At 59.4% G+C, this 26,056-nt stretch carries 24 protein-coding genes; 8 read left to right on the forward strand and 16 right to left on the reverse strand.

The genetic code is table 11. From position 1 onward, the window contains the following. Nucleotide 1: 1 nt before the first annotated feature. Nucleotides 2–427, forward strand: a complete 426-nt coding sequence (locus FBY01_RS23235; protein ID WP_010457118.1) for a DUF2069 domain-containing protein — start codon at nucleotides 2–4, stop codon at nucleotides 425–427. An 88-nt stretch (nucleotides 428–515) separates the two neighbouring features. Here the strand turns inward: FBY01_RS23235 and FBY01_RS23240 are convergent, their stop codons facing one another. Both FBY01_RS23240 and ttcA read right to left on the reverse strand, forming a co-directional pair. Next, nucleotides 516–1,190 carry a DNA-3-methyladenine glycosylase I gene (locus FBY01_RS23240; protein ID WP_077749200.1) on the reverse strand — a complete coding sequence of 225 codons (675 nt, stop codon included), beginning with the start codon at nucleotides 1,188–1,190 and terminating at the stop codon, nucleotides 516–518. Between the two features lie 129 nt (nucleotides 1,191–1,319). Next, nucleotides 1,320–2,144 (reverse strand): tRNA 2-thiocytidine(32) synthetase TtcA, encoded by an 825-nt coding sequence (gene ttcA / locus FBY01_RS23250; protein WP_145309711.1) that lies wholly within the window; start codon nucleotides 2,142–2,144, stop codon nucleotides 1,320–1,322. A gap of 439 nt (nucleotides 2,145–2,583) precedes the next feature. On the opposite strand from ttcA, the gene FBY01_RS23255 reads away from it, so the two are divergent. Both FBY01_RS23255 and FBY01_RS23260 read left to right on the forward strand, forming a co-directional pair. Beyond that, nucleotides 2,584–3,186, forward strand: coding sequence for a Yip1 family protein (locus tag FBY01_RS23255; RefSeq protein ID WP_010457124.1), 603 nt, complete (start codon nucleotides 2,584–2,586; stop codon nucleotides 3,184–3,186). A gap of 149 nt (nucleotides 3,187–3,335) precedes the next feature. Further along, on the forward strand, nucleotides 3,336–3,830 hold the full coding sequence (locus FBY01_RS23260; protein WP_010457127.1) for a SprT family zinc-dependent metalloprotease: 495 nt from the start codon (nucleotides 3,336–3,338) through the stop codon (nucleotides 3,828–3,830). 135 nt (nucleotides 3,831–3,965) lie between these two features. Here FBY01_RS23260 and FBY01_RS23265 read toward each other — a convergent pair whose 3' ends face one another. Continuing rightward, nucleotides 3,966–5,147, reverse strand: coding sequence for a CaiB/BaiF CoA-transferase family protein (locus FBY01_RS23265; protein ID WP_145309713.1), 1,182 nt, complete (start codon nucleotides 5,145–5,147; stop codon nucleotides 3,966–3,968). A gap of 144 nt (nucleotides 5,148–5,291) precedes the next feature. Further along, nucleotides 5,292–6,626, reverse strand: a complete 1,335-nt coding sequence (locus FBY01_RS23270; RefSeq protein ID WP_145309715.1) for a dicarboxylate/amino acid:cation symporter — start codon at nucleotides 6,624–6,626, stop codon at nucleotides 5,292–5,294. Nucleotides 6,627–6,965: 339 nt separating this feature from the next. Between FBY01_RS23270 and FBY01_RS23275 the strand changes: the two genes are divergently transcribed. Continuing rightward, entirely contained in the window at nucleotides 6,966–7,964 is a 999-nt protein-coding gene (locus FBY01_RS23275) for an AraC family transcriptional regulator (RefSeq protein ID WP_145309717.1), read from the forward strand. A 147-nt stretch (nucleotides 7,965–8,111) separates the two neighbouring features. On the opposite strand, the gene FBY01_RS23280 is transcribed toward FBY01_RS23275, so the two are convergent. The 4 genes from FBY01_RS23280 to FBY01_RS23295 form a co-directional block, all read right to left on the reverse strand. Beyond that, complete coding sequence (locus tag FBY01_RS23280; RefSeq protein ID WP_145309719.1) at nucleotides 8,112–8,468, reverse strand: DUF6124 family protein; 357 nt, start codon at nucleotides 8,466–8,468, stop codon at nucleotides 8,112–8,114. 528 nt (nucleotides 8,469–8,996) lie between these two features. Beyond that, nucleotides 8,997–10,343 carry an ATP-binding protein gene (locus tag FBY01_RS23285; RefSeq protein WP_010457134.1) on the reverse strand — a complete coding sequence of 449 codons (1,347 nt, stop codon included), beginning with the start codon at nucleotides 10,341–10,343 and terminating at the stop codon, nucleotides 8,997–8,999. Then, nucleotides 10,340–11,017, reverse strand: a complete 678-nt coding sequence (locus FBY01_RS23290; RefSeq protein WP_077749196.1) for a response regulator — start codon at nucleotides 11,015–11,017, stop codon at nucleotides 10,340–10,342. The genes FBY01_RS23285 and FBY01_RS23290 overlap by 4 nt, the downstream gene beginning before the upstream one ends. Nucleotides 11,018–11,182: 165 nt before the next feature. Then, nucleotides 11,183–11,785, reverse strand: a complete 603-nt coding sequence (locus FBY01_RS23295) for a membrane protein (RefSeq protein WP_010457138.1) — start codon at nucleotides 11,783–11,785, stop codon at nucleotides 11,183–11,185. A gap of 147 nt (nucleotides 11,786–11,932) precedes the next feature. Between FBY01_RS23295 and FBY01_RS23300 the strand changes: the two genes are divergently transcribed. Both FBY01_RS23300 and FBY01_RS23305 read left to right on the forward strand, forming a co-directional pair. After that, a complete protein-coding gene (locus tag FBY01_RS23300) occupies nucleotides 11,933–12,724 on the forward strand; it encodes a dienelactone hydrolase family protein (protein WP_010457140.1) in 792 nt (263 codons plus the stop codon). A 174-nt stretch (nucleotides 12,725–12,898) separates the two neighbouring features. After that, nucleotides 12,899–13,624: a 4'-phosphopantetheinyl transferase gene (locus FBY01_RS23305; RefSeq protein WP_218571011.1), complete on the forward strand. Its 726-nt coding sequence runs from the start codon at nucleotides 12,899–12,901 to the stop codon at nucleotides 13,622–13,624. A 141-nt stretch (nucleotides 13,625–13,765) separates the two neighbouring features. Here the strand turns inward: FBY01_RS23305 and FBY01_RS23310 are convergent, their stop codons facing one another. After that, nucleotides 13,766–15,376, reverse strand: coding sequence for an ATP-binding protein (locus tag FBY01_RS23310; protein ID WP_010457144.1), 1,611 nt, complete (start codon nucleotides 15,374–15,376; stop codon nucleotides 13,766–13,768). Then, on the reverse strand, nucleotides 15,373–16,086 hold the full coding sequence (locus FBY01_RS23315) for a response regulator (protein WP_010457146.1): 714 nt from the start codon (nucleotides 16,084–16,086) through the stop codon (nucleotides 15,373–15,375). Before FBY01_RS23315 ends, FBY01_RS23310 begins: the two co-directional genes overlap by 4 nt. A gap of 732 nt (nucleotides 16,087–16,818) precedes the next feature. On the opposite strand from FBY01_RS23315, the gene FBY01_RS23320 reads away from it, so the two are divergent. Next, nucleotides 16,819–19,713 (forward strand): ribonucleoside-diphosphate reductase subunit alpha, encoded by a 2,895-nt coding sequence (locus tag FBY01_RS23320; RefSeq protein WP_010457148.1) that lies wholly within the window; start codon nucleotides 16,819–16,821, stop codon nucleotides 19,711–19,713. 286 nt (nucleotides 19,714–19,999) lie between these two features. Here the strand turns inward: FBY01_RS23320 and flgE are convergent, their stop codons facing one another. From flgE to FBY01_RS23350, 6 genes are all read right to left on the reverse strand, one after another. After that, nucleotides 20,000–21,313 carry a flagellar hook protein FlgE gene (flgE, locus tag FBY01_RS23325; protein WP_145309723.1) on the reverse strand — a complete coding sequence of 438 codons (1,314 nt, stop codon included), beginning with the start codon at nucleotides 21,311–21,313 and terminating at the stop codon, nucleotides 20,000–20,002. A 31-nt stretch (nucleotides 21,314–21,344) separates the two neighbouring features. Next, nucleotides 21,345–22,070 (reverse strand): flagellar hook assembly protein FlgD, encoded by a 726-nt coding sequence (gene flgD, locus FBY01_RS23330; RefSeq protein WP_145309724.1) that lies wholly within the window; start codon nucleotides 22,068–22,070, stop codon nucleotides 21,345–21,347. 15 nt (nucleotides 22,071–22,085) lie between these two features. Beyond that, entirely contained in the window at nucleotides 22,086–22,529 is a 444-nt protein-coding gene (flgC, locus tag FBY01_RS23335) for a flagellar basal body rod protein FlgC (RefSeq protein WP_010457154.1), read from the reverse strand. A 3-nt stretch (nucleotides 22,530–22,532) separates the two neighbouring features. Then, nucleotides 22,533–22,940: a flagellar basal body rod protein FlgB gene (flgB, locus tag FBY01_RS23340; protein ID WP_010457156.1), complete on the reverse strand. Its 408-nt coding sequence runs from the start codon at nucleotides 22,938–22,940 to the stop codon at nucleotides 22,533–22,535. Nucleotides 22,941–23,303: 363 nt separating this feature from the next. Further along, the gene (gene cheR, locus FBY01_RS23345) at nucleotides 23,304–24,131 is read right to left on the reverse strand and encodes a protein-glutamate O-methyltransferase CheR (RefSeq protein WP_010457158.1); all 828 of its coding nucleotides are present in this window, start codon (nucleotides 24,129–24,131) and stop codon (nucleotides 23,304–23,306) included. Between the two features lie 46 nt (nucleotides 24,132–24,177). Beyond that, the gene (locus FBY01_RS23350; RefSeq protein WP_010457160.1) at nucleotides 24,178–25,110 is read right to left on the reverse strand and encodes a chemotaxis protein CheV; all 933 of its coding nucleotides are present in this window, start codon (nucleotides 25,108–25,110) and stop codon (nucleotides 24,178–24,180) included. An 82-nt stretch (nucleotides 25,111–25,192) separates the two neighbouring features. Here FBY01_RS23350 and flgA point away from each other — a divergent pair, with 82 nt between their 5' ends. After that, complete coding sequence (flgA, locus tag FBY01_RS23355; RefSeq protein WP_145309726.1) at nucleotides 25,193–25,954, forward strand: flagellar basal body P-ring formation chaperone FlgA; 762 nt, start codon at nucleotides 25,193–25,195, stop codon at nucleotides 25,952–25,954. Nucleotides 25,955–26,056: the final 102 nt, after the last annotated feature.

Genomic DNA, 26,056 nt, shown 5'->3' on the forward strand with positions numbered 1-26,056 from the left:
CGTGGCGAAAAAGCCGAAGATTCTGCCCTCGATCGAATGGCTCGAACCGCGGGTCCGGGCGATGCGCGCGATCAGCCTGCTGTGCTTTTTCGGGCTGGTGGGGCTGCTGTGCGCCTATTATCTGGTATTTGCCGACCTGCACGGCGCCCGGCCGTGGGTGATTTTGCTGATCGAACTGGTGCCCCTGCTATTGCTCGCACCGGGGATGATCATCGGCAGCGCACGCGGGCATTCGTGGATGTGCTTTGTGGTGAATCTGTATTTCATCAAGGGCGCACTGGCCGCGTATGACCCCAATCGGCAGCTGTTTGGCTTGCTGGAAATGGGCGCGAGCCTGGCGGTGTTTTGCTCGGCGCTGTTGTATGTGCGGTGGCGGTTTCAGTTGAATCGCAAGTTGGCGGGTGAAGGCGAGATCTCCGCCGCCTGATCTGACGCCCGCGGGCAAGCCTCGCTCCTACAAGGGCTGCACCGCACCTGTAGGAGCAAAGCTTGCTCGCGAAGGCCACGACTCGGTCTTAATGATTGACGGTGTACGCCAGCATCATCGAAATCTGGCTCATCGGCCGGCCGCCACTCTGTTCATGCCACTGATTGAACACATCCTGCACCAACGCCAGGTCCCGCTGGCTGGTCGGCACCTTGTCGACAATCTTCTGCGCGTTCAGCCCCGCCACCACGTCATAGCTCGGCACAAACGTATCCTTGCCGACCATGCGCAAGAAACGCGGCGCCGACAACCCGCCCAATTGATGGCCGCGCTTTTTCAGGTACGTCCACAGCCCGACGATGTCCGTCACCGGCCAATCGGCGATCAATGCGCCGAAGCTGCCCTTCTCATGCGCCACGTCCAGCACGAACTGCGCATTGCGCGGCACGCTCTTGAGCTTGCCCAGGTGACGGATGATCCGCGCGTCCTGCATCAGGCGCTCAAGGTGTTCGGCGCTCATCAGCACCACCTTTTCCGGGTCGAACTTGAAGAACACTTCTTCGAACGACGGCCACTTGGCGTCCACAAGACTGTGTTTGAGGCCGGCGCGAAACACGCGCAGGGCCATGGTCGAGAGATAACGATCGTCGCTGATCTTGCGCAGTTGCGCCGGGGTCTTGGGAACGGGCAGATGGGCTTCCAGTTCAGCTGCTGAACCGAAGCGATTCAGACAGTATTCGTGCAGCCACTTGTAATCGCGCATGCCCTCTCCTGGAGGTTGAAACAAAAACAATTGCAGGAGTGAGCCTGCTCGCGATAGCGGTGTGTCATTCAACGTTGATGTCGACTGACACGACGCAATCGCGAGCAGGCTCACTCCTACAGTTTCTGATTAGAGGTTGACCACGTTGACGAACCGCGAAGCGGCGGTTTCGTCGATCTTGAGGCTGGTGAAGTCGAACAGGTTACGGTCCGCCAGTTGCGACGGTTGCACGTTCTGCAAGCTGCGGAAAATGCTTTCGGTGCGGCCCGGGGTCTTGCGTTCCCACTCTTGCAGCATGTCCTTGACCACCTGACGTTGCAGGTTTTCCTGGGAGCCGCAGAGGTTGCACGGGATGATCGGGAATTGCTTGAAGTCCGAGTAGGCCTGAATGTCTTTTTCTTTGCAGTAGGCCAGTGGCCGGATCACCACATTGCGGCCGTCGTCGGCGCGCAGCTTCGGCGGCATGGCCTTGAGCGAACCGTTGAAGAACATATTAAGGAAGAACGTCTCGACGATGTCGTCGCGGTGGTGACCGAGGGCCATTTTGGTCGCGCCGATTTCGTCGGCAAAGGTGTAGAGCGTGCCGCGACGCAGGCGCGAGCACAACGAGCAGGTGGTCTTGCCTTCCGGGATCAGCTCCTTGACCACCGAGTAAGTGTCTTTCTCGACAATGTGGTACTCGATGCCCAGCGTTTTCAGATAGGCCGGCAACACGTGTTCAGGGAAGCCTGGCTGTTTCTGGTCCATGTTCACGGCCACGATCTCGAACTTGATCGGAGCGACCTTCTGCAAGTGCAAGAGCACGTCGAGCATGGTGTAGCTGTCCTTGCCACCGGACAGGCAGACCATGACCTTGTCGCCGTCTTCAATCATGTTGAAATCGGCAACAGCCTCACCCGCCTGACGGCGAAGGCGCTTTTGCAGTTTGTTCTGGTTGACCGTGAGAGTGCCCATGACGCGAGATCCGTAAGGTGTGACGAAAGGCCGGCATTTTACGCAAAAACCCATCGTCGGCGAAGTGCCTGGCGACTGCACTTTATCTGAGCTGAGCATACCCCTGTGGCGAGGGAGCTTACTCCCGCCGGGTCGCGCAGCGGCCCCAAAACCATCCTGCACCATCGGGTCAGTCAAACCCCGTCGGCCGTTTTTGCGACTGCTGCGCAGCCGAACGGGAGCAAGATCCCTCGCCACATAGGTCGCGCAAGACCCTACGGCGATTAACAGCAGGGTTTACAGCGCAATTTGCTCTAACGCCCTACAACCTGCGCCGTGAAGACCTTTCTATACTGCGACATAAGGTCGCATACATATCCAGACCTTTTACTTACTTGGCCACTTTGGCCTGTAGGCGCTCCACTGGGGGGCGACGGTAAAAACAAGAGGAGTGACTGGCATGATCCATCACGTAGTGGGGCTCTTCACCCACCCCGACCAGGAATGGAAAGAAATTCGTGGCGACCAAGAGGAAAGCATCAGCCACATGTACCTGACTCACACGCTGATTCTGGCGGCAATTCCCGCTGTGTCGGCGTTTATCGGCACCACTCAGGTCGGCTGGGTCATCGGCAATCGAGCGCCGGTCATGTTGACCCAGGAAAGCGCGCTATGGATGACGATCATGTCGTACCTGGCGATGCTCGGCGGCGTCGCGGTCATGGGCGCATTCATCCACTGGATGGCCCGTACTTATGACGCCAATCCAAGCCTGGCACGCTGCGTTGCATTTGCGACCTATACCGCGACCCCGCTGTTCATCGGCGGTCTGGCGGCGCTGTACCCACATATGTGGCTGGGGATGATCGTCGGAACGGCGGCCATCTGCTACACGGTGTACTTGCTGTATGTGGGGCTACCCACTTTCATGAACATTCCATCAGACGAGGGCTTTCTGTTTTCCAGTTCGGTACTTGCCGTAGGCCTGGTGGTGCTGGTCGCCATCATGGCGTTTACAGTGATTGTCTGGGGACTCGGCGTGGGGCCGGTCTACACCAATTAGCAACTCACCACCCAAAAACAAGATCTGCCAACACAGGCCGCCGCAAGGCGGCCTTCTAATGTGTGAGGGGTAACGACCATTCGGCGCCTCGGCGATTCGCAAGGCCCCGGGGTTGCGGCATACTCGACGTCTCTGGAGATCCATCAAGCATGCCCGAGCAACTCAATACCCGCGTCGAAGACTGTTATCAGCTGGCCGAATCCTTTTTCAAACGAACTTTCAAACGCCCCGTGGTGAGCCTCAAGCTGCGCGGTCAAAAAGCCGGTGTCGCGCATTTGCACGAGAACCTGCTGCGCTTCAATCCGCAGCTGTACCGGGAAAACACTGAAGACTTCCTCAAGCAGACCGTGGCCCACGAAGTCGCGCACCTGATCGCCCATCAACTGTTCGGCGACCGCATTCAGCCGCACGGTGAAGAGTGGCAATTGATCATGCGCGGCGTGTACGAACTGCCGCCCAATCGCTGCCACACCTACGACGTCAAACGCCGCAGCGTGACGCGCTACATCTACAAATGCCCGTGCGTCGACAGCGATTTCCCGTTTTCGGCCCAGCGCCATGGCCTGGTACGGCAAGGGCGGCGGTATTTGTGCCGGCGGTGCCGCAGCACGTTGGTGTTCAGTGGGGAGATGCGGGTCGAGTAGTCAGATTTGTGGAGTCTGGTCTGGCCTCATCGCGGACAAGCCCGCTCCCACAGGTATTGATTTCGAGCACAAGCTTTGTGAACGACACAGATCCTGTGGGAGCGAGGCTTGCCCGCGAAGAGGCCGGTACAGACGCTAGAGAATCACCTTGGCACGGCGCAATTCTGCAATCCGCTCAGCACTCATCCCCAACTCCCCCAACACCTGATCCGTATGCTGTCCCAACACCGCGCCGATATGCCGCGGCTCCGGCAATCCCTCTGAGAATTTCAACGGGCACGCCATCTGCGCCTGCGCAGAACCGTCCCCCCGCGGCACCTGCGTCACCAACTCCCGCGCCTGCAACTGCGGATGCTGCACCGCCTCGGCCAAACTCAGCACCGGCTCGACACACGCATCGAGCCCGGCAAACAACTCGCACAGTTGCGCAAAGTCATGTTTCTCGAATTCGGCTTTCAACTCGTTCTTCAGTACCTGTTGCTCGGCGGGTTTGGGCGACAGGCCCTTGGCCGCCAGCTCCGGCCGCCCCAGCGCGCTGCACAGTTGCTGCATGAAGGCCGGTTCCAGACTGCCCACCGATAACCAGCGCCCGTCCCGCGAACGGTAGTAGTCGTAGAAGCTGCCGCCATTGAGCATCTGATCCTCCCTGCCCGGCTCGACACCACAGGCCAGGTACCCGGCGCCGGCCATGGCGTTCAGGCTGAAGGCGCAGTCGGTCATGCTCACATCCAGATGCTGCCCCACCCCGCTGTGCTGGCGAGCGATCACCGCCGCCAGCAACCCGATCACTCCGTGCAACGAGCCGCCGGCGACATCTGCCACCTGCATGCCCAATGGCAGCGGCCCGCTCTCGGTGCGGCCGGTGTAGCTCGCCAGCCCCGCCAGCGCCAGGTAGTTGATGTCGTGACCGGCGCGGTCCTTGTAGGGGCCGCTCTGGCCATAACCGGTAATCGACACGTAGATCAGCCGCGGATTGATCGCCTTCAACGCGTCATAACCCAGGCCCAGGCGTTCCATCACACCGGGGCGGAACTGTTCCAGCACGATGTCGTGATCCGCCAGCAATTGCTTGATCACCTCCAGCGCCTCGGGCTGCTTGAGGTCCAGCGCCAGGCTGCGCTTGTTGCGGTTGAGGTAGGCGTGGCTGGCCGACACCCCGTGATCGTGCGGCGGCAACACCCGGAGCAAATCCATACGGGTCGGCGATTCGATGCGCAGGACTTGCGCGCCCATGTCCGCCAGCAACAACGAGGCAAACGGCCCCGGCAGCAGCGTCGAGAAATCCAGAACTTTGAGTGATGCCAGTGGACCGGGCATGAGCGACCTCCGTGAACGATGCCTTCAGCCTAGGCAGGCAAACGCATTGCAGCAATCACCTGAAGTGTCAGCAGCTGTGACCGTTGCGCTCAAATCCCGGGCAAGAAAAAACCCGCCGAAGCGGGTTTTTCAATGCGGCCAGTCTTACTTGACGCTGCTTGGGGTTGGGCCTTCGGCCACGCCCAGGTCGTCTTCTTCACGGGTGTCGGAGATACCGCGACCGCCGGAAGCCAGCTCGATTTGCAGCTTGTCTTCGTCCAGCTCTTTGACCCACTTGGCCACGACCAGGGTCGCAACAGCATTACCAACGAGGTTGGTCAGGGCGCGGGCTTCAGACATGAAGCGATCGATACCGAGGATCAGCGCCAGGCCGGCCACCGGCAGAGTACCTACAGCCGACAGGGTAGCCGCCAAGACGATAAAGCCACTACCAGTCACACCCGCTGCACCTTTGGAGGACAACAGCAGCACCAGCAGCAAGGTGATCTGGTGAGTCAGGTCCATCGGGGTATCAGTCGCCTGAGCGATAAACACAGCCGCCATGGTCAGGTAGATAGAAGTACCGTCGAGGTTGAACGAGTAGCCAGTCGGGATTACGAGGCCGACAACGGACTTCTGTGCACCCAGGCGTTCCATTTTGATCAGCATGCGAGGCAGAGCGGATTCCGAAGAGGAAGTACCCAGCACAATCAGCAGTTCTTCACGGATGTAGCGAATCAGTTTGATAACGCTGAAACCATGCGCGCGGCAGATGGCGCCCAGGACAACAACCACAAACAGGATGCAGGTGATGTAGAAGCAGATCATCAGCTGACCGAGTTGCACCAGCGAGCCAACACCGTAGGCACCGATGGTGAAGGCCATCGCACCGAACGCGCCGACTGGAGCGAGCTTCATGATCATGTTGATGATGTTGAACATCACGTGGGCAAAGCGATCGATGAAGTCCAGAACCGGCTTGCCGTAGGCACCCAGGCGATGCAGGGCGAAACCGAAGATCACCGAGAACATCAGCACTTGCAGGATGTCGCCGTTGGCGAAGGCGCCGACGATGGTGTTCGGGATCACATTGAGGATAAAGGCAACGATGCTCTGGTCTTTACCGGCCGAGATGAAACCAGCGATTTTGCTGGTGTCCAGAGTGGTCACATCGATGTGCATGCCGGCGCCCGGTTGCACGACGTTGACCACGACCAGACCGATCAGCAAGGCAATGGTGGAGACGATTTCGAAGTACAGCAGCGCATAGCCACCGGTCTTGCCGACCGATTTCATGTTCTGCATGCCGGCGATACCGCTGACGACCGTACAGAAGATGATTGGCGCGATGACCATTTTGATCAGTTTGATGAACCCGTCACCCAGTGGCTTGAGGGCCACACCGGTCTGCGGATAGAAGTGACCGAGCAGGATGCCGATGGCGATAGCAACGATCACCTGGAAGTACAGGGATTTATACAGTGGCTGACGAGTCGTCATTGCAAAGTTCCTCAAGAGTGCCCCGTGACAACATCCGTCTGTTGCCCAAGACACTTCAATTGCGAACCCTCCTGCACTGGAGGGATTTGTTTTGTCGAGCTGCGCAACGGCAGGCATCTGCTTGTTGTATCGCAAGGCCCGTGCCACCTTTAAAAAAATGCCTGCATGCCTTTTGACATCAAGGGTTACAGGTCCAGCCTTGCCACTGACGGGTTACCACAATGTGGCGGATTTCCGCCCATCGACCAGGTCTCGTCCTACAATTTGGCGGATATCCGCCTGTTCATAACGAGGGTCGACAGCTACCATCCGTCGTTCATTGGGTCGGACCTGCCTGCCATGCGTGAACGCACCATCGCCAGTCATTTCGCCCGTGCCGCATTAGGGGGCGCGCGTCGGTTGGGTTATGACTATTCAAATCTGCTGCAACAACTCGGCATCAGCCCCGAGTTGCTGGATGAGCCACGGGCGCGAATTGCGCCGGAGCAGTTCACGCGATTGATCCAGGCGTTGTGGCAAGCCCTCGACGACGAATACCTCGGTTTCGGGCCGACGCCCAGTAAAACCGGGACCTTCGCAATGATGTGCCACGCCGTGATTCACTGCCGCAACCTCGATAAGGCGCTGCATCGCGGCTTATTGTTTTACAGCCTATTCCCTGACGGTCCGCGCCTGACCCTGACCCGCGAAGACGAATGGGTCCGCCTGAGCCTCGACGATTCGAAGTTCCAGGACCCTGATCATTTCCTCACCGAAAGCCAACTGATGGTCTGGCACCGGCTTGGCAGTTGGCTGATCGGCCAGCGCATTCGGCTGGAGCAGGCGACGTTCAGTTATCCAAAGCCCGAACACGGCGCCGAATACGATTTGCTGTTCCCCTGCCCCATGGAGTTTTCCACGGAGCAGAGCAGTTTGCTGTTTCACAGCCGCTACCTGCACATGCCGTTGTTGCAGGACGAGCGCACGCTCAAGCATTTCCTCCAACATTCTCCCGCCGACCTGCTCTCGCGCCCGGATGACGGCGACAGTCTGAGCAGCCAGTTGCGCCGCTTGCTCAGCCGCGACAGTGCACGCTGGCCGGACCTGGAAGCGGTGGCTGCGCACCTGCACATCAGCCCGCAGACGTTGCGTCGGCACTTGCGCGAAGAAGGGTCGAGTTTTCAGGAATTGAAGGATCAGTTGCGCCGGGACATTGCGATTTATCACCTGGGGCGAGCAGATCTGTCGTTACAGCAGATTGCCGAGCAATTGGGGTTTTCCGAGCCTTCGGCGTTTCATCGGGCGTTCAAGAAATGGACCGGGTTGACGCCGGGCGCCTATCGCGCGCAAGAGAACTGAATCTGCGTTGAATTGGCCGGCCTCATCGCGAGCAGGCTCGCTCCTACAGGTGATCGGTGTGAACGCAAATGATGCATTCACTGAAGATCTCCTGTGGGAGCGAGCCTGCTCGCGATGAACGATGACGCGGTCTACCTGACTAAACGACTACGGCGGATCTAGCCTGTCCAGCATCCGATTCACCGCCAGCTCTCCCAGCATCACCACCTGCTGAATCCCCAGCACGGTGTTGCGATGCGGCCCCTCCATCAACCCTGCAAAATTACTCAGCATTACGCTCGCCGACGCCATGGATTCACAGGCGTTGACCAGCAGTGTTTCGTCATCGGTATCAGGGACCACGGAATAAATGGTGCTGGGTTTGCGCGGGGTGTCTTTGGGAATGACCGGTTTGAAGTAGTAATCGAGGGCGCGGTCGGCGGCTTCGTTGAGTTTTTTGGGGTCGGTGGAATCGTAGGGCGAAACGTCGTCGGTTTCGGGTGGGTTGGGCGTAATTTTGAACATGTGAAGCTCCGTGGTTGGTTGAGCCGCCACGACTTATCGCTAAACAAGTAAAGGTGGCGGCTGTACGCAGGTTAGCGATCCGGGTCACAGAAACCCCGGGTAGACCTCGAAGGTCTCCCACGCACAGCCACCATTATGCGAATTGCAGGCACTGAAAACTGCAATCGAACTTGGGCGCTTTTGCGTCTGTGTAGGGGATCGGATCGCTAAACCCGATCGCTGATTCGTCAGCGACCCGCAAACGATAGAACCCACGTCCCAGGCGCACAAGCCGGCGGATTCTGGCGCAGTCGTAGGCAGCGGCGCAAGGATGTGTAGGCTGCGTGAGTGTCTGGAGATGTGTTTTAAACAGCGCTGTTTATTGCAGAAAATCTGTGGGATTTGCGTTGTAGGGGCTCGCCTCATCGCGAGCAGGCTCGCTCCTACAGGGGATCTGCGGAGCATGCACTTTTCGCGAGCGCCGCAGATTCAATTGTAGGAGCGAGCCTGCTCGCGATGAGGCCCGAAAAAACACCGCCAACCCCTCGATCAAACCACCGGAAAATGAATCCGGAACGCCGCCCCGCCCATCGGCGAATCCCCAAGCGTCAGCTTCGCGTTGTAGCTCTCGATAATGTCCTTGACCACCGCCAACCCGATCCCCTGCCCCGGGTGCTGGCGATCCAGCCGCTCGCCCCGTTGCAGAATCCGCGCCCGCTGATCCGGCGGCACGCCCGGCCCGTCGTCTTCAACGCACAACTCGACCCCGCTCAGGGTTTCGCGCACGCTGATGCGCACTTCGCTCAGGCACAGGCGATAGGCGTTTTCCAGCAGGTTGCCCATCATCTCCAGCAGCGCGCCCTGTTCGATCGGCACGTAACACGGCTCCGGCAGGTTGAAAGCAACGCGCACGCGCTTGTCGCGATAGACCTTGTCCAGCGTGTCGCACAGACTTTGCAGCACCGGCTGCAGGCGCACCTGGTGGCGTACCAGCCCACTTTTACGCAGGCTGGCGCGTTGCAGTTGATAGCCGATCTGCTGGCTCATGCGCTCGATCTGGGTTTGCAGCAACCAGGCCTGATCTCGGTTTTCCGGGCGCTGGGCCATGTCTTCGCTGACGCCTTGCAGCACGGTCAGCGGGGTTTTCAGGCTGTGGGCCAGGTCGTCGAGGGAATCGCGGTAGCGGCTGCGCTGCTCGCGTTCGCTGTGCAGCAAGCGGTTGAGGGAGCCGGTCAGGCGCAGCAGCTCACGCGGGTGTTGTTCGCTGAGGCTTTCGCGGGCGCCGCTTTCGATTTCGTCCAGCTCCTGACTGAGCCGACGCAAGGCCTGCAAACCCCAGGTCAGGCCGATCCACAGCAGCGCCAGCAGCACCAGCAACGCGGCACCGAAACCGAGGTAGAGGTTTTCGCGCAGGCCTTCGAGGGTGACTTCGTACTCGTGCACCGGTTGCAGGGCGACGATGCTGAATGCCGCGCTTTTGCCGCTGAGCAGTTTGACTTCGACGTCGTAGACGAAGAATTCCTGACCATCGGCCTCGCGAATGCGCGCGAATTCGTTGCCGCGTCCGTCGTAACGCGGTTTGTAGTTGATCTTCTCTTCGCCGGTGGCCTTCGAGCGCCAGACCAAATGACCTTCGCGGTCATAGATGTAACCGAGCAAGCGGCTGTCAGTCAGGTTGAAGCGCTCATCGGGCAACTGCGCCGGCATCTGCAGGGCGTTGTTTTCCACCCGCGCGGCGGAAATCAACGTGTTTACGTCCGACGCCAGGCGTTGCTCGATGGAATCCTGCAACGCCAGGCTGAACGCGCCCTGCATCGCTGGCAGCAACGCCAGCATGAACAGCACCGCCAGGGTGGCGGCGGCCAGCATCAAGCGGACACGAAGGGAGCGAATCAAGTGCAGCGCTCATTGAACAGGTAGCCGAGGCCACGCACAGTGTCGATCGGTTTGAAACCTGCCGGGCCTTCGAGTTTGCGCCGCAGACGGCCGACCAGCACTTCGATGACGTTCGGATCGCGCTCGTCGTCATCCGGATAGAGCTGCTCCATCAAGCGGTCCTTGGCCACCACTTGCTGGTGATGCCGCATCAGGTACTCGAGGATTCGGTACTCGTAGGCGGTCAGCGCCAGCGGTTGTTCATCGAGGGACGCTTGTTTGCGATTGAGGTCGAGCAGCAGCGGCCCGGCGACGATGGTCGACTGGGTGAAACCGCTGGAGCGGCGCAGCAAGGCATTCAGGCGCGCATCGAGCTCTTCGAACTGGAACGGCTTGACCACGTAATCGTCGGCGCCGGCGGCGAGGCCTTCGACCTTGTCTTGCCAGTTGCCACGCGCCGTGAGGATCAGGATCGGGAAGGCCTTGCCACGCGAGCGCAGATGACGGATCAGGTCGAGCCCGCTCATGCCCGGCAGGCCGAGGTCGATCACCGCCAGGTCATGGTTGAACTGCTCGGTCTGGTACAACGCCTCTTCGGCGTTGGCCACGGACTCGACCACATGGCCGCTGTCCGTCAGGCGGGTTTGCAGGTGATGGCGCAACAGCGCTTCATCTTCGACGACCAGCAGTTTCATAACGCTCTCCTAGGCAAATCGTTATCTCCAGCAGCACAGCTCTCAGTCACACCGCAGAACCCTGTAGGAGCGAGCCTGCTCGCGATGGCGCCAGCACATTCGACATTGATGTCGACTGACACGCCGCTATCGCGAGCAGGCTCACCCCTACAGGGATTGCACTTATCAGAAAGCGTAGTTCGCCGACAGGTAGGTCTGGGCGCTGCTGGTCAGGTCCAGCGAACCCTGCTTGCTGCCACCGCGCTCGCTCATCTCGGTGCTGGCGTTGCTGCGCAGGTAACGGTAACCCAGTTCGACCGAGGTGTTTTGCGACACTTGCTGCAACACGCCAACCTGGCCGCCAATGGCGTAGCCGATGTTGCTGTCGCGGCTGAACCCTGGGGACTCCTGGGTCATTTTGGTCAGGCCGGCCGTGGCACCGCCGAACAATTTGGTGCTGGCGCCTACCGGGTAGAACAGATCGTAGCTGCCCAACAGGTTTTCCTGACGCAGTTTAATGCCATTGTGCGAACCCGACACGTTGTCGTAAGTGGCGTAGTAGCGGCCCTCGCTGTTTTGCTGGCCCAGACGCACACCCCAGGTGGTGTCCTTGCCGATCACGCCGTCGGCGTTCGGGTGGTTGAGGTTGTCGTTCAGGGCGTGGGACTTTTTGACTTTGTCGCTGGTCTGTCCAAGAGTAAGGCTGGCGAAATTATCGTTGGAAGCGAAAGCCGCGGTGCTTGCGCCCATGACGGTGAAAGCCAGAAGCAGTTTTTTGAAGTGAGTCATTGGGGAATTTCCTCATGCGCTATTTGCTTTTTGGGTACGGGGCAAGGTTACGCACCCACCCCTGAACTCCCCCTGAACGCACTCTGAACCTAAGCTGAATCAACTCCACCCGGCTGTTTTGATGACTTTTATGCAGGAGATCCGACCATGCGCGTGTTCCTCGCCCTCGTATTACTGGCCTTGAGCGGGCTCAGCCACGCCGAGATCAAGACTCAGGAGATCCCCTATCAGAGCCCCGATGGCACGAAGCTGATCGGCTATTACGCTTACGACGATGCTATTAAAGGTCAACGTCCGGGCGTGGTGGTGGTGCATGAATGGTGGGGCCTCAACGATTACACCAAGCGCCGCGCCCGTGATTTGGCCGGACTGGGTTACAGCGCGCTGGCCATTGATATGTATGGCGATGGCAAGAACACCGAGCATCCCAAGGACGCCATGGCCTTCATGCAAGCGGCGTTGAAAGACAGTGCCGCGTCCAGCGCCCGCTTCCAGGCCGGGCTCGATTTGCTGAAGAAACAGCCACAGACCCATCCGGATAAAGTCGCTGCCATCGGTTACTGCTTCGGCGGTGCCGTGGTGCTGAATGCAGCGCGTCAAGGCGTTCCGCTGGCGGGCGTGGTGAGTTTCCACGGGGCGCTGGCGACCAAAACGCCCGCAACACCGGGCAGCGTGAAAGCGAAAATCCTGGTGGAGCATGGTGCGCTGGACAGCATGGTGACGGCGGACAACGTCGCGGCGTTCAAGGCTGAGATGGACAAGGCCGGGGCCGACTATCAATTCGTCAGCCTTGAGGGCGCCAAGCATGGGTTCAGCAATCCAGATGCGGATCGGTTGGGCCATGGCGATCATGGTGGGCCGGATATCGGGTACAGCAAGGCGGCGGATGAAAAATCCTGGGCGGATATGCAGGCGTTCTTCAAAAAAATCTTCGGTTAAGCAGAAGATCGAGGCGTGGCCTTCGCGGGCAAGCCTCGCTCCTACAGGGCTTGTGTCGTTCCGCCATTTCGTGATCGGCTCAAACCTGTAGGAGCGAGGCTTGCCCGCGAAGAACGAAAACGCGGTCTACGTCAGGGCTACCCAGCCCGAAGGCAACCCGGCAAAATGCGCGACATGAATTCCACCCCCGCCCTGCCCGTCTGCTGCACCCCGCTCGATGCCCATTGGCCGCTGCCGTTTGTGCTGCCTGATACGGTGCTGTTGAGCACGCACTTCGATACCTCGCAACTGGCCCTCGATGATTTCAAGCGCAGCGCCATCGAGCCGCCAGCGAGCATCCAGCGCTCGGTTGCCAAGCGTCAGGCCGAGTTTCTGGCCGGTCGGGTCTGTGCCCGGGCGGCGTTGCAGAAGCTGGAAGGGCTGAGTTTCAGCCCGGCCATCGGTGAAGACCGGGCGCCGGTCTGGCCTGCGCATATCAGCGGCTCAATCACCCACAGCACCGGCCGGGCCGCGGCGATTGTCGCGAACAAGACCCACTGGCGTGGATTGGGGATGGACCTGGAAAACCTGCTAAACCCTGAACGTGCCGAACGCCTGGCCGGGGAAATCCTTACCCCGGCGGAATTGCAGCGCATGGCCGCAGGCCATCGTGATCAGTTGGCGATGCTGGTCACGCTGACGTTTTCGGTGAAGGAGAGTCTGTTCAAGGCGCTGTATCCGATTGTTCAGCAGCGGTTTTATTTTGAACATGCGGAAGTGCTGGAGTGGAGCGAGAGCGGTGAGGTGCGGCTGCGATTGCTGACAGATCTGTCCAGCGAGTGGCGCAATGGCACTGAGCTGGATGCGCAGTTTGGGGTGGTGGATGGGCAGTTGTTGAGTCTGGTCAGCATCAAGGCCTGAGGATTTTTGGTGTTGGCTCGGGCCTCATCGCGAGCAGGCTCACTCCTACAGAGGATCTTCGGTGTCGCACAGATCCATTGTAGGAGTGAGCCTGCTCCGGGCGGCGTTCCGACGATGAGGCCAGTACAGACGCCGCAAATCTCACCGCTTCTCCTGATTCCTCGGCCAACTCAGGCTGAAGCACGCCCCGCCCAGACTCTTGCTCTTGCTGATCAACGCCCGCCCGTCATGCCAATGGATAATCCGCCGCACAATGGACAGTCCCAAGCCATGCCCGCCCGATGCCCGGGTACGGCTGTCATCAAGGCGCAGGAACGGCGTGAAGATTTTTTCCCACGCCGACTCTGGCACGCCCGGCCCGTCATCTTCGATGTCCACCCGGCAACGCTGCTGCCCCACCTGATAACTGACCGTCACCCGCGACGAGGCATGGCGCATGGCATTGCTCACCAGGTTCTGGATCGCCCGGTGTAAATAGCGCGGCTCGGCCTCGACCCAGGCATCGTCGCAATCGGCGGCGGACAGGCACAACCCGCGCTGCACGGTGACGTCGGCGCGTAGCGGTGCCAATTCCTCGATCACTTGATTGACCAACGCATCCAGATCGATCCGCTGGAAATTCAACGCGGGCGAGCCCTGCTCCAAACGCGCGTAGGTCAGCATTTCGTCCACCAGCTTGTCGAGGTCCTCGATGTCGTGGTCCATGCCTTCGCGGTATTTCTCCAGGGCCTGTGGCGTGGTGGCCGAGCCGATCATCTCCAGGCCAAAACGCAGGCGCGCCACCGGGGTGCGCAATTCGTGGGACACCGCGCGCACCAGTTCACGCTGGATCGCCAACAACTGTTGCAAGTGCTCGGCCATGCCATTGAACGCCGAGGCCAGCCGCCCCACCGAATCCGCGCCGCGCGCCGGCACGCGGGTTTCCAGGCTGCCCTTGGCAATACGCGTGGCAGCGGCTTCGAGACCACGCAAGCGACGCTCAAGTTGTCGCACCAATAGATAGACGATCAAGCCGATCAGGCTCAAACCAAGGGCCGCGATCAGCACCAACCATTCGGGCGGATAAGGATTCATCTGGTACAGCGGGCCAATTTCCAGGACCCACGGCGTGCCGACCATGCCGGCAAACACTCGGATCGAGTCACCGCCCTTGCCCAATGCCATCACCGTGTCGCCTTCGGAGATCCGGCGGCTCTGGTCCTCGTCCATGTCCGCCTGGTCGACGGTGACCAGGCGCAAGTCGAAACCGAAGCCTTTGTCTTGTTTCAATTGCGCCAGGCGCTTGGGCTGCTCAGCCACCGGCACGCGCACCAGTTCGTCGGCCAGCAGATAGATAGTCGCTCGCGCCAGTTGCTCGCTGATCTGCTGGACTTCTCCCGTCAAAACCAACTGCTCCTTGTCGCTGACCAGCCGATACACCTTCGCTGCATGCGGACCGGTCTGTTCCACCAGCGCCTGGCCGCGCAGCACGCGGGTACGCTGCGTCAGGTCGAGGTCGGTCTGGGCGAAGGTCTTCAGCGCCAACGGAATCCCCAGCAAACGCTCCCACACCAGCAAGGCCCGGTGGCGTTCGGTTTCGTTCATCGGTTGCAGGTTGTCGGCCATCAGCGAGAAGGTGCCGTGGGCCAGGCGTTCGCGGTATTGCTCACTGCGCACCTGGTTGAGCAGGTGCAAGGCCAGTACGCCGAGCACCGCGACCAGAATCAGCGCCGCACACATGCCGCCGTAGATGCGCAGGAAGATCGAGTTCACAGGGTGCAGGCTTCCGGAACGAACAGATACCCTTTGCTGCGGATGGTCTTGATCAGTCGTGGATGCTCCGGATCGTCGCCGATTTTGGGACGGATGCGCGAGATGCGCACGTCGATGGAGCGATCCTGGCCGTCATAGCCGATGCCGCGCAGGGCGGTGAAAATTTCTTCCCGGGACAGGATGCGCCCGGCGTTGGCCACCAGCAGCCACAGCAGATCGAATTCGGCGCTGGTCAGCTCGATGCCGTTGTCATTCAGCCAGGCCTCGCGCAATGCGTTGTCCACCACCAGCGGGCCGAACTGCAGGCGTCGTTGTTTTTCCGGGGCCACCTCAGGGGCTTCACTGCGGCGCAACAGCGCCTGGATGCGCGCCAGCAGCAGGCGCGGACGCACTGGCTTGCACACGTAATCGTCGGCCCCCAGGTCCAGGCCAAGAATCTGATCGGTATCGTCGGTGCGGGCGGTGAGCATCAGGATCGGGCCGTCATATTTATTGCGGACCTTGCGGCAGATGCTCAGGCCATCTTCGCCCGGCAGCATCAGGTCGAGGATCACCAGGTCCGGCTTTTCATTAATGATGCGGGCCGCGGCCAGGGCGCCATTGCCCTCGATCGATACGCGCAGGCCATTGGCTTCCAGGTAATCGCGGGTCAGTTCGGCCAGACGCTGGTCGTCCTCCACAATCAATATCTGCCAGGCTTCTTGCTCCACGGTGACCTCTGCTTGCCAACAACACTTATAAGGAAGGATCCGCCCGTCTTTTTGTAATGATTGGGGAGGATAAGAATGCATACACACTGGCCGATTGTATAAACGCCGAACGCCGAGAACACAAGCCGGCAAATGCGTTCGGACAACCCGGATTTTTGTGATAGGGTTCGCGCCCTTAAAAATCCGAATGACTGTTTTCAATCGCTGAAAATCAGTGAAAAACGGTTCGCTCCCGCTAGGTCGCGGCCTACACGCCTGTTCCTTCTTTCACACACAATTTACGCACAGGTTTATCCACAGGTAGTACGTTGCAACACCCTCCAAAACGCATTATCTTGTAGCCCGGCGCCAAAAAAACCCTACATGTAGGGTTTTGGCATAAAAAGCCTAACCACATTTCAGACCAGAAACTCAAGCGCTTTATTGCTGTTTCCGGTTGAACCAAGCGTGAATTTGAAAGCCCAAACCGCACCTGCGGATGGCACCGTTTTTTGAGGCCAGAACAGCCGGAACGGTACGGGTGTTGCAGTCATTACTGTCACCCTGAATGGAATCCGGTTTCGGGCCCTGGCTCGAGACCAAAGACTTCGGCAAGGAAGCGGCATCATTAGCCTTTTCCTACTGTCCCGAAGTTGTTATGCCCGAGGCCCCTCGGTTGTAGTGCTTCAGGACAGAACGGTGGGCACCATGAAGGTGCTCAAACAAACATAGAGAATGTGGAGACACTCCCCCATGCAAACCGACACAACTCGCGAGAACCCGCAGGGCACCTTGCCGCAGGCCGCTGATTCGACTTCGGATCTGTCCGCCACCGCGCCTGGCCAACTGCGCGTGATCAAGCGTAACGGCACTGTCGTTCCTTATACCGATGACAAGATCACCGTCGCGATCACCAAAGCGTTTCTCGCAGTTGAGGGCGGCACCGCTGCCGCCTCGTCGCGAATCCATGACACCGTTGCGCGCCTGACCGAACAAGTCACCGCAACCTTCAAGCGTCGCATGCCTTCGGGCGGCACCATCCACATCGAAGAAATCCAGGACCAGGTCGAACTGGCCCTGATGCGTGCCGGCGAGCAGAAAGTGGCCCGCGACTACGTGATCTACCGTGACGGTCGTTCGAAAGAACGCGCTGCCCACGCACCGGCCGAAGAAGCGGTCAACGCTCACCCGTCGATCCGCATCACCCGCGCCGATGGCTCATTTGCGCCTCTGGACATGGGCCGCCTGAACACCATCGTCACCGAAGCGTGCGAAGGCCTGGAAGAAGTCGACGGCGACCTGATCCAGCGCGAAACCCTGAAGAACCTGTACGACGGCGTGGCCCTGACCGACGTCAACACCGCCCTGGTGATGACCGCCCGTACCCTGGTCGAGCGTGAGCCGAACTACTCGTTCGTGACCGCTCGCCTGCTGATGGACACCCTGCGTGCCGAAGGCCTGAGCTTCCTGGAAGTCGCCGAAAGCGCGACCCACCACGAGATGGTCGACCTGTACGCCAAGGCCTTGCCTGCGTACATCGCCAAGGGTATCGAATTCGAATTGCTGAACCCGGTCCTGGCCACCTTTGACCTGGAAAAACTCGGCAAGGCGATCAACCACGAGCGCGATCAGCAGTTCACTTACCTGGGCCTGCAAACCCTGTACGACCGTTACTTCATCCACAAGGACGGTATCCGCTTCGAACTGCCGCAAATCTTCTTCATGCGCGTGGCCATGGGCCTGGCGATTGAAGAGAAGCAGAAAGAAGACCGTGCCATCGAGTTCTACAACCTGCTGTCGTCCTTCGACTACATGTCGTCGACCCCGACCCTGTTCAACGCCGGTACCCTGCGTCCACAGCTGTCCAGCTGCTACCTGACCACCGTGCCGGATGACCTGTCGGGCATCTACCACGCGATCCACGACAACGCCATGTTGTCGAAATTCGCAGGCGGCCTGGGCAACGACTGGACGCCGGTTCGTGCATTGGGCTCGTACATCAAGGGCACCAACGGCAAATCCCAGGGCGTTGTCCCGTTCCTGAAAGTCGTGAACGACACTGCCGTTGCCGTTAACCAGGGTGGCAAGCGCAAAGGCGCTGTCTGTGCCTACCTGGAAACCTGGCACATGGACATCGAAGAGTTCATCGAGCTGCGCAAGAACACCGGTGATGATCGTCGTCGTACCCACGACATGAACACCGCCAACTGGATCCCTGACCTGTTCATGAAGCGCGTCTTCGATGACGGCAAGTGGACCCTGTTCTCGCCGTCCGAAGTACCGGACCTGCACGACCTGACCGGCAAGGCTTTCGAAGAGCGTTACGAGTACTACGAAGCCCTGACCGAGTACCCGGGCAAGGTCAAGCTGTTCAAGACCATCCAGGCCAAAGACCTGTGGCGCAAAATGCTGTCCATGCTGTTTGAAACCGGCCACCCATGGCTGACCTTCAAAGACCCGTGCAATCTGCGCAGCCCGCAGCAGCACGTCGGCGTGGTTCACAGCTCGAACCTGTGCACCGAGATCACCTTGAACACCAACAAGGACGAGATCGCCGTTTGCAACCTGGGCTCGATCAACCTGCCGAACCACATCGTCAACGGCAAGCTGGACACCGCCAAGCTGGAACGCACCGTGAACACCGCCGTTCGCATGCTCGATAACGTAATCGACATCAACTACTACTCGGTGCCACAAGCGAAGAACTCCAACTTCAAGCACCGTCCGGTCGGACTGGGCATCATGGGCTTCCAGGACGCTTTGTACCTGCAGCACATTCCTTACGGTTCCGACGCGGCCGTCGAATTCGCCGACAAGTCGATGGAAGCGGTCAGCTACTACGCGATCCAGGCTTCCTGCGACCTGGCCGACGAGCGCGGCGCCTACGAGACGTTCCAGGGTTCGCTGTGGTCCAAAGGCATCCTGCCGCTGGATTCGCAACAGATCCTGATCGAGCAACGAGGCCAGAAGTACATCGACGTTGACCTGAACGAATCCCTGGACTGGGCACCGGTTCGTGCCCGTGTGCAGAAAGGCATTCGTAACTCCAACATCATGGCCATCGCACCGACCGCGACCATCGCCAACATCACCGGCGTATCGCAGTCGATCGAACCGACCTACCAGAACCTCTACGTGAAATCGAACCTGTCGGGCGAATTCACCGTGATCAACCCGTACCTGGTTCGCGACCTGAAGGCTCGCGGTCTGTGGGACTCGGTCATGATCAACGACCTGAAGTACTACGACGGTTCGGTGCAACAGATCGAGCGCATCCCGCAAGAACTCAAAGAGCTCTACGCGACCGCGTTCGAAGTGGACACCAAGTGGATCGTTGACGCGGCAAGCCGTCGTCAGAAGTGGATCGACCAGGCTCAGTCGCTGAACCTGTACATCGCTGGCGCTTCGGGCAAGAAGCTGGACGTGACCTACCGCATGGCCTGGTACCGTGGTCTGAAAACCACTTACTACCTCCGTGCCCTGGCCGCAACCAGCACCGAGAAGTCGACCATCAACACCGGCAAGCTGAACGCTGTTTCCAGCGGCGGCAACCACGGTGAAGATTCGGTCCTGGCAGCGCCAGCCGGCCCTGCTCCAGTGCCGAAGGCTTGCGCCATCGACGAGCCGGATTGCGAAGCTTGCCAATAAGCTGAGCCGGTGAGCGCCGCAAGGCGCTCGTCTGGATAACCCCCGATCAGTCCTCTGGATTGTCGGGGGTTTTCTTTTGCCCCAAGGAAAGTGGTGACCGGGCTGACGCCTTCGCGAGCAGGCTCGCTCCTGAACTGGACAGGCGCCGCACTGAAGATCCTTTGTAGGAGCGAGCCTGCTCGCGATGAGGCCAGCACAGACAACCAGAATGCCAGTGCCTGAGACAAATCCCGCCCATAAAAAAAGCCCCTCTCACGAGGGGCTCTTTATTCAGCGCGAACCAGCATCAGGTCATCTGAATGATGGTCTGCATGATGGTGCTCTGAGTGGAGATGGTCTTGGCGTTTGCCTGGTAGTTGCTCTGCGCCTTGATCAAATCGACCAGTTCGTTGGTCAGGTTGACGTTGGACTCTTCCAGGGAGTTGGACACCACCGCACCCAGCGTACCGGTTTTCGGAGCATCGACACCCGCCTCGCCCGAGGCGAAGGTTTCTTTCCAGCGCGTACCACCGATGGGCTGCAGGCCTTGCTCGTTGGCGAAGCTCGCGACCGCCACCTGGCCGATGGCCTTGGTTTGCTGGTTGCTGAAGTTAGCTGTCATGACACCGGTTTCGTCGATGGTCAGGCTGGAAATCTGGCCAGTGGCGTAGCCGTCCTGAAATTGCTGGGTACGAGCAGTCGGCGAATTGTAAGAGGTGGTCTTGGTCATGTCGAAGGACAGGCCGCCAGTGGCCGCAACCGAACCGTTAGGCCCCCAGACTTTCGGCGTCACGCTGGCATTGGTCACCACGCCCGGCACCCAACCGGTCAACTGGAAGACTTTACCGGTCACAGCAAAGCCAGGACTGCCGGTCATGGTGTTGACAGTACCGTCAGAGTTGAAGGTCACGTTGGCCGTCACTGGCACCGGTGGCTCGGCGGCCGGATTGGAAGGCGAACGACCGTCCACGTAGGTGTACACGGTCCAGTCGTTGGTACCGGTTTTCACGTAGTACTGGTCCAGGTTGTGCTGGTTACCCTGGCTGTCATAGATATGCGTGGAGATCGGCTTGTTGTAGCTCAATGGCTCGGCCGGGTTGAACGGCGTAACGGTCGGCAGGGTTTCCGAGGAGTTCAGGTTAATCGTCTGGTCGACGCGAGTGGTGGCCTTGGGCGACAGGCTCGAGGTGTCGATTTTCAGGTCGGTCAGCACGCCATTGATGATCTTGCCGTTGTCATCAACGCCGTAACCTTGCAGGCGGTTGCCGTTGTTGTCGACCACGTAGTTTTCGGCGTCAGTCTTGAACGCACCGGCACGGGTGTAGCTCAGGGAACCGTTGTCGCTGAGGATGAAGAAACCGCTGCCCTGGATGCCCATGTCCAGCACGTTGCCGGTGTTGTTCACGTCGCCCTGGCCGAACTGCTGGGAAACGTTGGCCAGACGCACGCCGTTGCCGACGGTCTTGCTGCCGGTACCCAGGCGAGTGGCCGAGTACACGTCTTCGAATTCTGCACGGGACGATTTGAAACCGGTGGTCGCGACGTTGGCGATGTTGTTGCCGGTCACGTCCAGTTGTTTGTTGGCTGCATAGAGACCGCTAAGGCCGATATTGAAAGACATATTCCACTCCTTTGTGCCGTGTTAGTCGGCTCTATATACCAATGGTCTGTACTTTGGACAGGGCGATACTGCCCAGGCCTGCGAGGTTCAGCATCAACTCACCGCCGGTCTGGCTGATGGTCACGCTGTTGACGGTGGCCGGCAGGTAGGTCACCAGCGCGGTCGCCTTACTGTCGTAAGTCGCGGTGGCGGCAAATTTGTACGTGCCCGCCTTGGCCACTTCGCCCGCATCGTTCTTGCCGTCCCAGATGAAGCTGGCGTTGCCGGCCTGCTGGCTGCCCATGTCGATGGTGCGAATCACTTTGCCATCGGCGTCGGTGATCTTGATCGTCACCGGATCCACCGATGCCGGAACCACGGCCGTGCCGTTGAAGCTCTTGGAGGTATCGACCACCGCTGTGTCGGTCTGCGCGACCACCGAGCGGCCCACCAGCGAAGATGCTTGCAGCGCTTGCGACGAGTTGTAGTTGCCGGCAATGCCGCTGACCGTATCGTTCAGCGTGGTGATACCTTCCAGGCTACTGAACTGTGCCAACTGAGCCACGAAGTCACCATTGTCCTGCGGCTCGAGCGGGTTCTGGTTCTTCAGCTGGGTAACCAGCAATTGCAGGAACGCGTCCTTGCCCAACGCCTTCTTGCCGGTGGCGCTGTTGGTGGCCGAGGCCAGGCCGTCGCTGCTGGTGTTATTGGTCTTGACCGAAGAGTTGGCCAAGACGTCCTTGATGTTCACGCCGCTGGTGGTATCGGTAACACTCATCTGAGTCGCCCCTTATCACTGACCGAGGGTCAGGACCTTCTGCATCATGGTTTTGGCGGTGTTCATCATTTCAGCGTTGGTCTGAAACGAGCGACTGGCGGAAATCATGTCGGCCATTTCTTCGACGACATTGACGTTCGGGTAGTAGACGTAGCCCTTGGCATCGGCGGCCGGATGGTTCGGCTCGTAACGCGCGTCAAGGTTGCTCTGGTCTTCGACCACGCCCAGCACTTGCACGCCTTGGCCGGCGGCGTCCTGGTTCTGGAACAGCGAATCGCTGCCGCCGCTCTGGCCGCCCTGGAACATGGTGGCGAACACCGGGTGACGGGCGCGATAGGTCTGGTCGATGCTCGACGAGACGGTTTCGGCGTTGGCGATGTTCGAGGCCACGGTGTTCAAGCGCGTGGTCTGCGCGCTCATGCCGCTACCGGCAATGTTGAAAACACTGGATAGGGACATGACTTACTCTCCGCGCAGGGCTGACATCAGCCCTTTGAATTTGCTGTTGAGCAGGGTGAAGCTGGCCTGGAAGCCGACGGCGTTTTCCGCGTAGTTCGACTGTTCCAGTTGGGCGTCCACGGTGTTCTGGTCGATCGACGGCTGCATCGGCGTGCGATACATCAGCGACTCGTCGCCATTGCCCAGGCCTTCGGCCTCGATATGGCGGTTGTTGGTCATGTTCAAGGCAAACGTACCACCCTTGGTTTTCTCGTTCTGTGCGGCGAGCACTTTGGAGAACTCCAGGTCCCGAGCCTTGTAGTTCGGGGTATCGGCGTTGGCGATGTTGTTGGCCAGGACTTCGGCACGCTGAGCGCGGAAGCCCAGGGCTTGTTCATGGATACCGAGCGCTTTATCGAAGCTGATGCTCATGTCGGGAAACCTTCGGGTGACCTGATTTTTCGTAACAGAGACATAGCAAGTGGCGTGCCAATTCAAAAAACCCCGGAAACCGGGGCTTTGCCGGCAGTGGCAAGGCGGCAATGCCAGAAAAGCGGCAACCGATTTCCGCCGCCTGCCGCTTTTCTGCCGCTTATCACCCTCTAAAGAACACCACCCTCCCCTGTGGGCGAGCCTGCTCGCGATGGCGTCGTGTCAGCCAACATCCATGTTTCTGTTACACCGCTATCGCGAGCAGGCTCGCACACAGGGGGATCGTGGTGATGTCAGGGCAATCATCGGGCAAAAAAAAACGGGAGCCCCTGAGGACTCCCGTTTTTTGATGCGGCCAACGAATCACTTCGCCTGGTAAATGATCCCCGGGCTGCACTGGACCATCTGGTAATGATCCGGCAAACCGTTCAGCGCTTCGGAGGCGCCGAGGAACAGATAACCGCCTGGCTTGAGCGTGCTGTGAATACGCAACAGGATGTCTTTCTTCACCTCGGCGGAGAAGTAGATCAGCACGTTGCGGCAGAACACGATGTCGAACTTGCCCAGGGCCGCGTAGCTGTCCAGCAGGTTGAACGAGCGAAACTCCACGCGACTCTTGATCGGCGCCTTGATCGCCCAGCGCCCCGGCCCTTTGGGGTCGAAGTAACGCTGAAGACGCTCGGGCGACAGACCACGGCCGATGGCCAGGCTGTCGTACTCGCCGGTCTTGCAGTTGGTCAGCATGGTGCCGGACAAGTCGGTCGCGACGATTTGCGCGCCCATCTTCAACTGGCCCATGTTGACGCGCTCGAACTCATCGATCGACATCGACAGCGAATACGGTTCCTGACCCGACGAGCACGCCGCCGACCAGATCCGCAAGCGCTGACCGGGGGCCGCCTTGATCGCTTCGGGCAACACCTTGTTCTTCAAGACTTCAAACGGATAGGTGTCGCGAAACCACAGGGTTTCGTTGGTGGTCATGGCATCCACCACCATCTCGCGCAAACCGCTGCGCGGCTGGGTCTGGATGCGCTGAACCAGCTCACCCAGGGATTTGATGCCTTGCTGCTCCATCAGCTTGTTGAGACGGCTCGAGACCAGGTACTGCTTGTTTTCACCGAGCAAAATGCCACAGGCTTTTTCCAGGAATACCCGGAACTGTTCGAAATCCAAATTACCCGTAGACAAAGATGCCGCCTCTTAAATCGTGTTAACCACCAGGGGCAGAAGGCCCCTAGCTGATATCTGCTGCTTTGATCCGGTCGACTACCCGGGATGCCAGGTCATCAGGACGGAATTTTGCCAGGAAGTCGTCCGCGCCGACCTTCTTGACCATTGCCTGATTGAATACACCCGACAACGAAGTATGCAGGATGATATGTAGCTTTTGCATGCGCGGGTCGTTGCGGATCTCGGCCGTCAGGGTGTACCCGTCCATTTCCGGCATCTCGATGTCGGAAATCATCATCAGGAACTCTTCTTCCGGCTTCTTGCCCTCATCGACCAGCTTGCGCAAGTAATCCAGCGCTTGCCTGCCGTCGTTCAATGCCACCACTTCAACGCCGACCGTTTGCAGGCAACGGGTCACCTGCTTGCGCGCCACCGACGAGTCATCGACCGTCAATACCCGCAAGGACAGCGCCTTGTGCTGGGTTTCGACATCCACCACGCCGACCGAAATCGCTTCCGGTGTCGGCGCCACTTCCGCCAGCACTTTCTCGACGTCGATGATTTCGACTAACTGATTGTCGACCCGAGTCACAGCCGTCAGGTAATGATCGCGTCCCGTGCCCTTGGGTGGCGGATGAATCTCCTCCCAGTTCATGTTGACGATGCGCTCTACCGATCGCACCAGGAATCCCTGGGTCTTGGTGTTGTACTCCGTGATGATCACGAAGGGATTGCTTTGATCTTTAAGTGCGCCCGAGCCGGTCGCCATCGCCAGATCAAGAATCGGAATGGTCGCCCCCCGGATATTTGCCACACCGCACACGACAGGACTGGACTTGGGCATCAGGGTCAGTTTGGGGCATTGCAGCACTTCCCGAACCTTGAACACGTTGATCCCATACAGCTGCTGGCCGTCGAGACGGAACAACAACAGCTCAAGGCGATTCTGCCCAACCAGTTGCGTGCGCTGGTTTACTGAATCCATTACACCAGCCATGCACTGACTCCTACACCAACGCTTAAGTGTGTTGCGACGCACATTTATTGCTAAACGGCACGGCGCTTGCTTTTTAACTCTTATGAACACAGAACCGACATTTTTCCGACGCCTGACATCAATTACCCGCAAATTGCTTTGCGCAATGTCGGCCGCCTGCCTGTTCAACGCTGGCAGCCCTGCCCTTGCTGACGCGGTTACCTTGCCTGACATGCTTATCGGCGTCACTCAGGGCTTTCTTGAATTCACCGTAGAAGACTATTTGGCTACCAGTCAAACGGAAGGACGCTACGAAATCGAAGTCAACCAGCTCGATCCGCGACTGCGCATGCCCATGTGCGACAAGGAATTGACAGCCACCCTGGAGAGCCCGGCGACCCCGATCGGCCGGGTCACGGTCAAGGTCCGCTGCGACAGCACATCCCCCTGGACAGTCTTCGTGCCCGCTCAAGTCCGCCTGTTTCGGGACGTTGTCACCACCACCCGGCCGCTCAAACGCGCCGGGGTCATCGAGCCCGGCGATGTCATGTTGCGCGAGCGAGACATCAGCCTGATCAACCAGGGTTATTTCACCACCCTGGAACAAGCCGTGGGGCAGAAACTTACCCGACCAACGGTCGCCAATCAGGTCCTGACGCTGGTCCATCTCGAACAGGCGGAAGTCATCAGCAAGGGCGACCAAGTGGTGATTATCGCCCGCAGTGGTACGCTCAGTGTGCGTATGCCGGGTGAAGCCCTGTCCAACGGCGGCCTGCGTGAACAGATTCGTGTGAAAAACCTCAACTCCCAGCGGGTCATCAAGGCGCAAGTCATCGCGCCGGGCCAGGTGGAAGTTGCCATGTAGAACAATCTGCTGGTGAAAGATGGCGCGCCGCCCGGCTGTTCCCTAAACTGTGCCGCAGGCAGGACAAGCGCTGGCGCATGCAAGCTCATTGATAAATGGGCC

The sequence above is a fragment of the Pseudomonas sp. SJZ077 genome, assembly GCF_007993905.1.
Lineage (GTDB): Bacteria > Pseudomonadota > Gammaproteobacteria > Pseudomonadales > Pseudomonadaceae > Aquipseudomonas > Aquipseudomonas mandelii.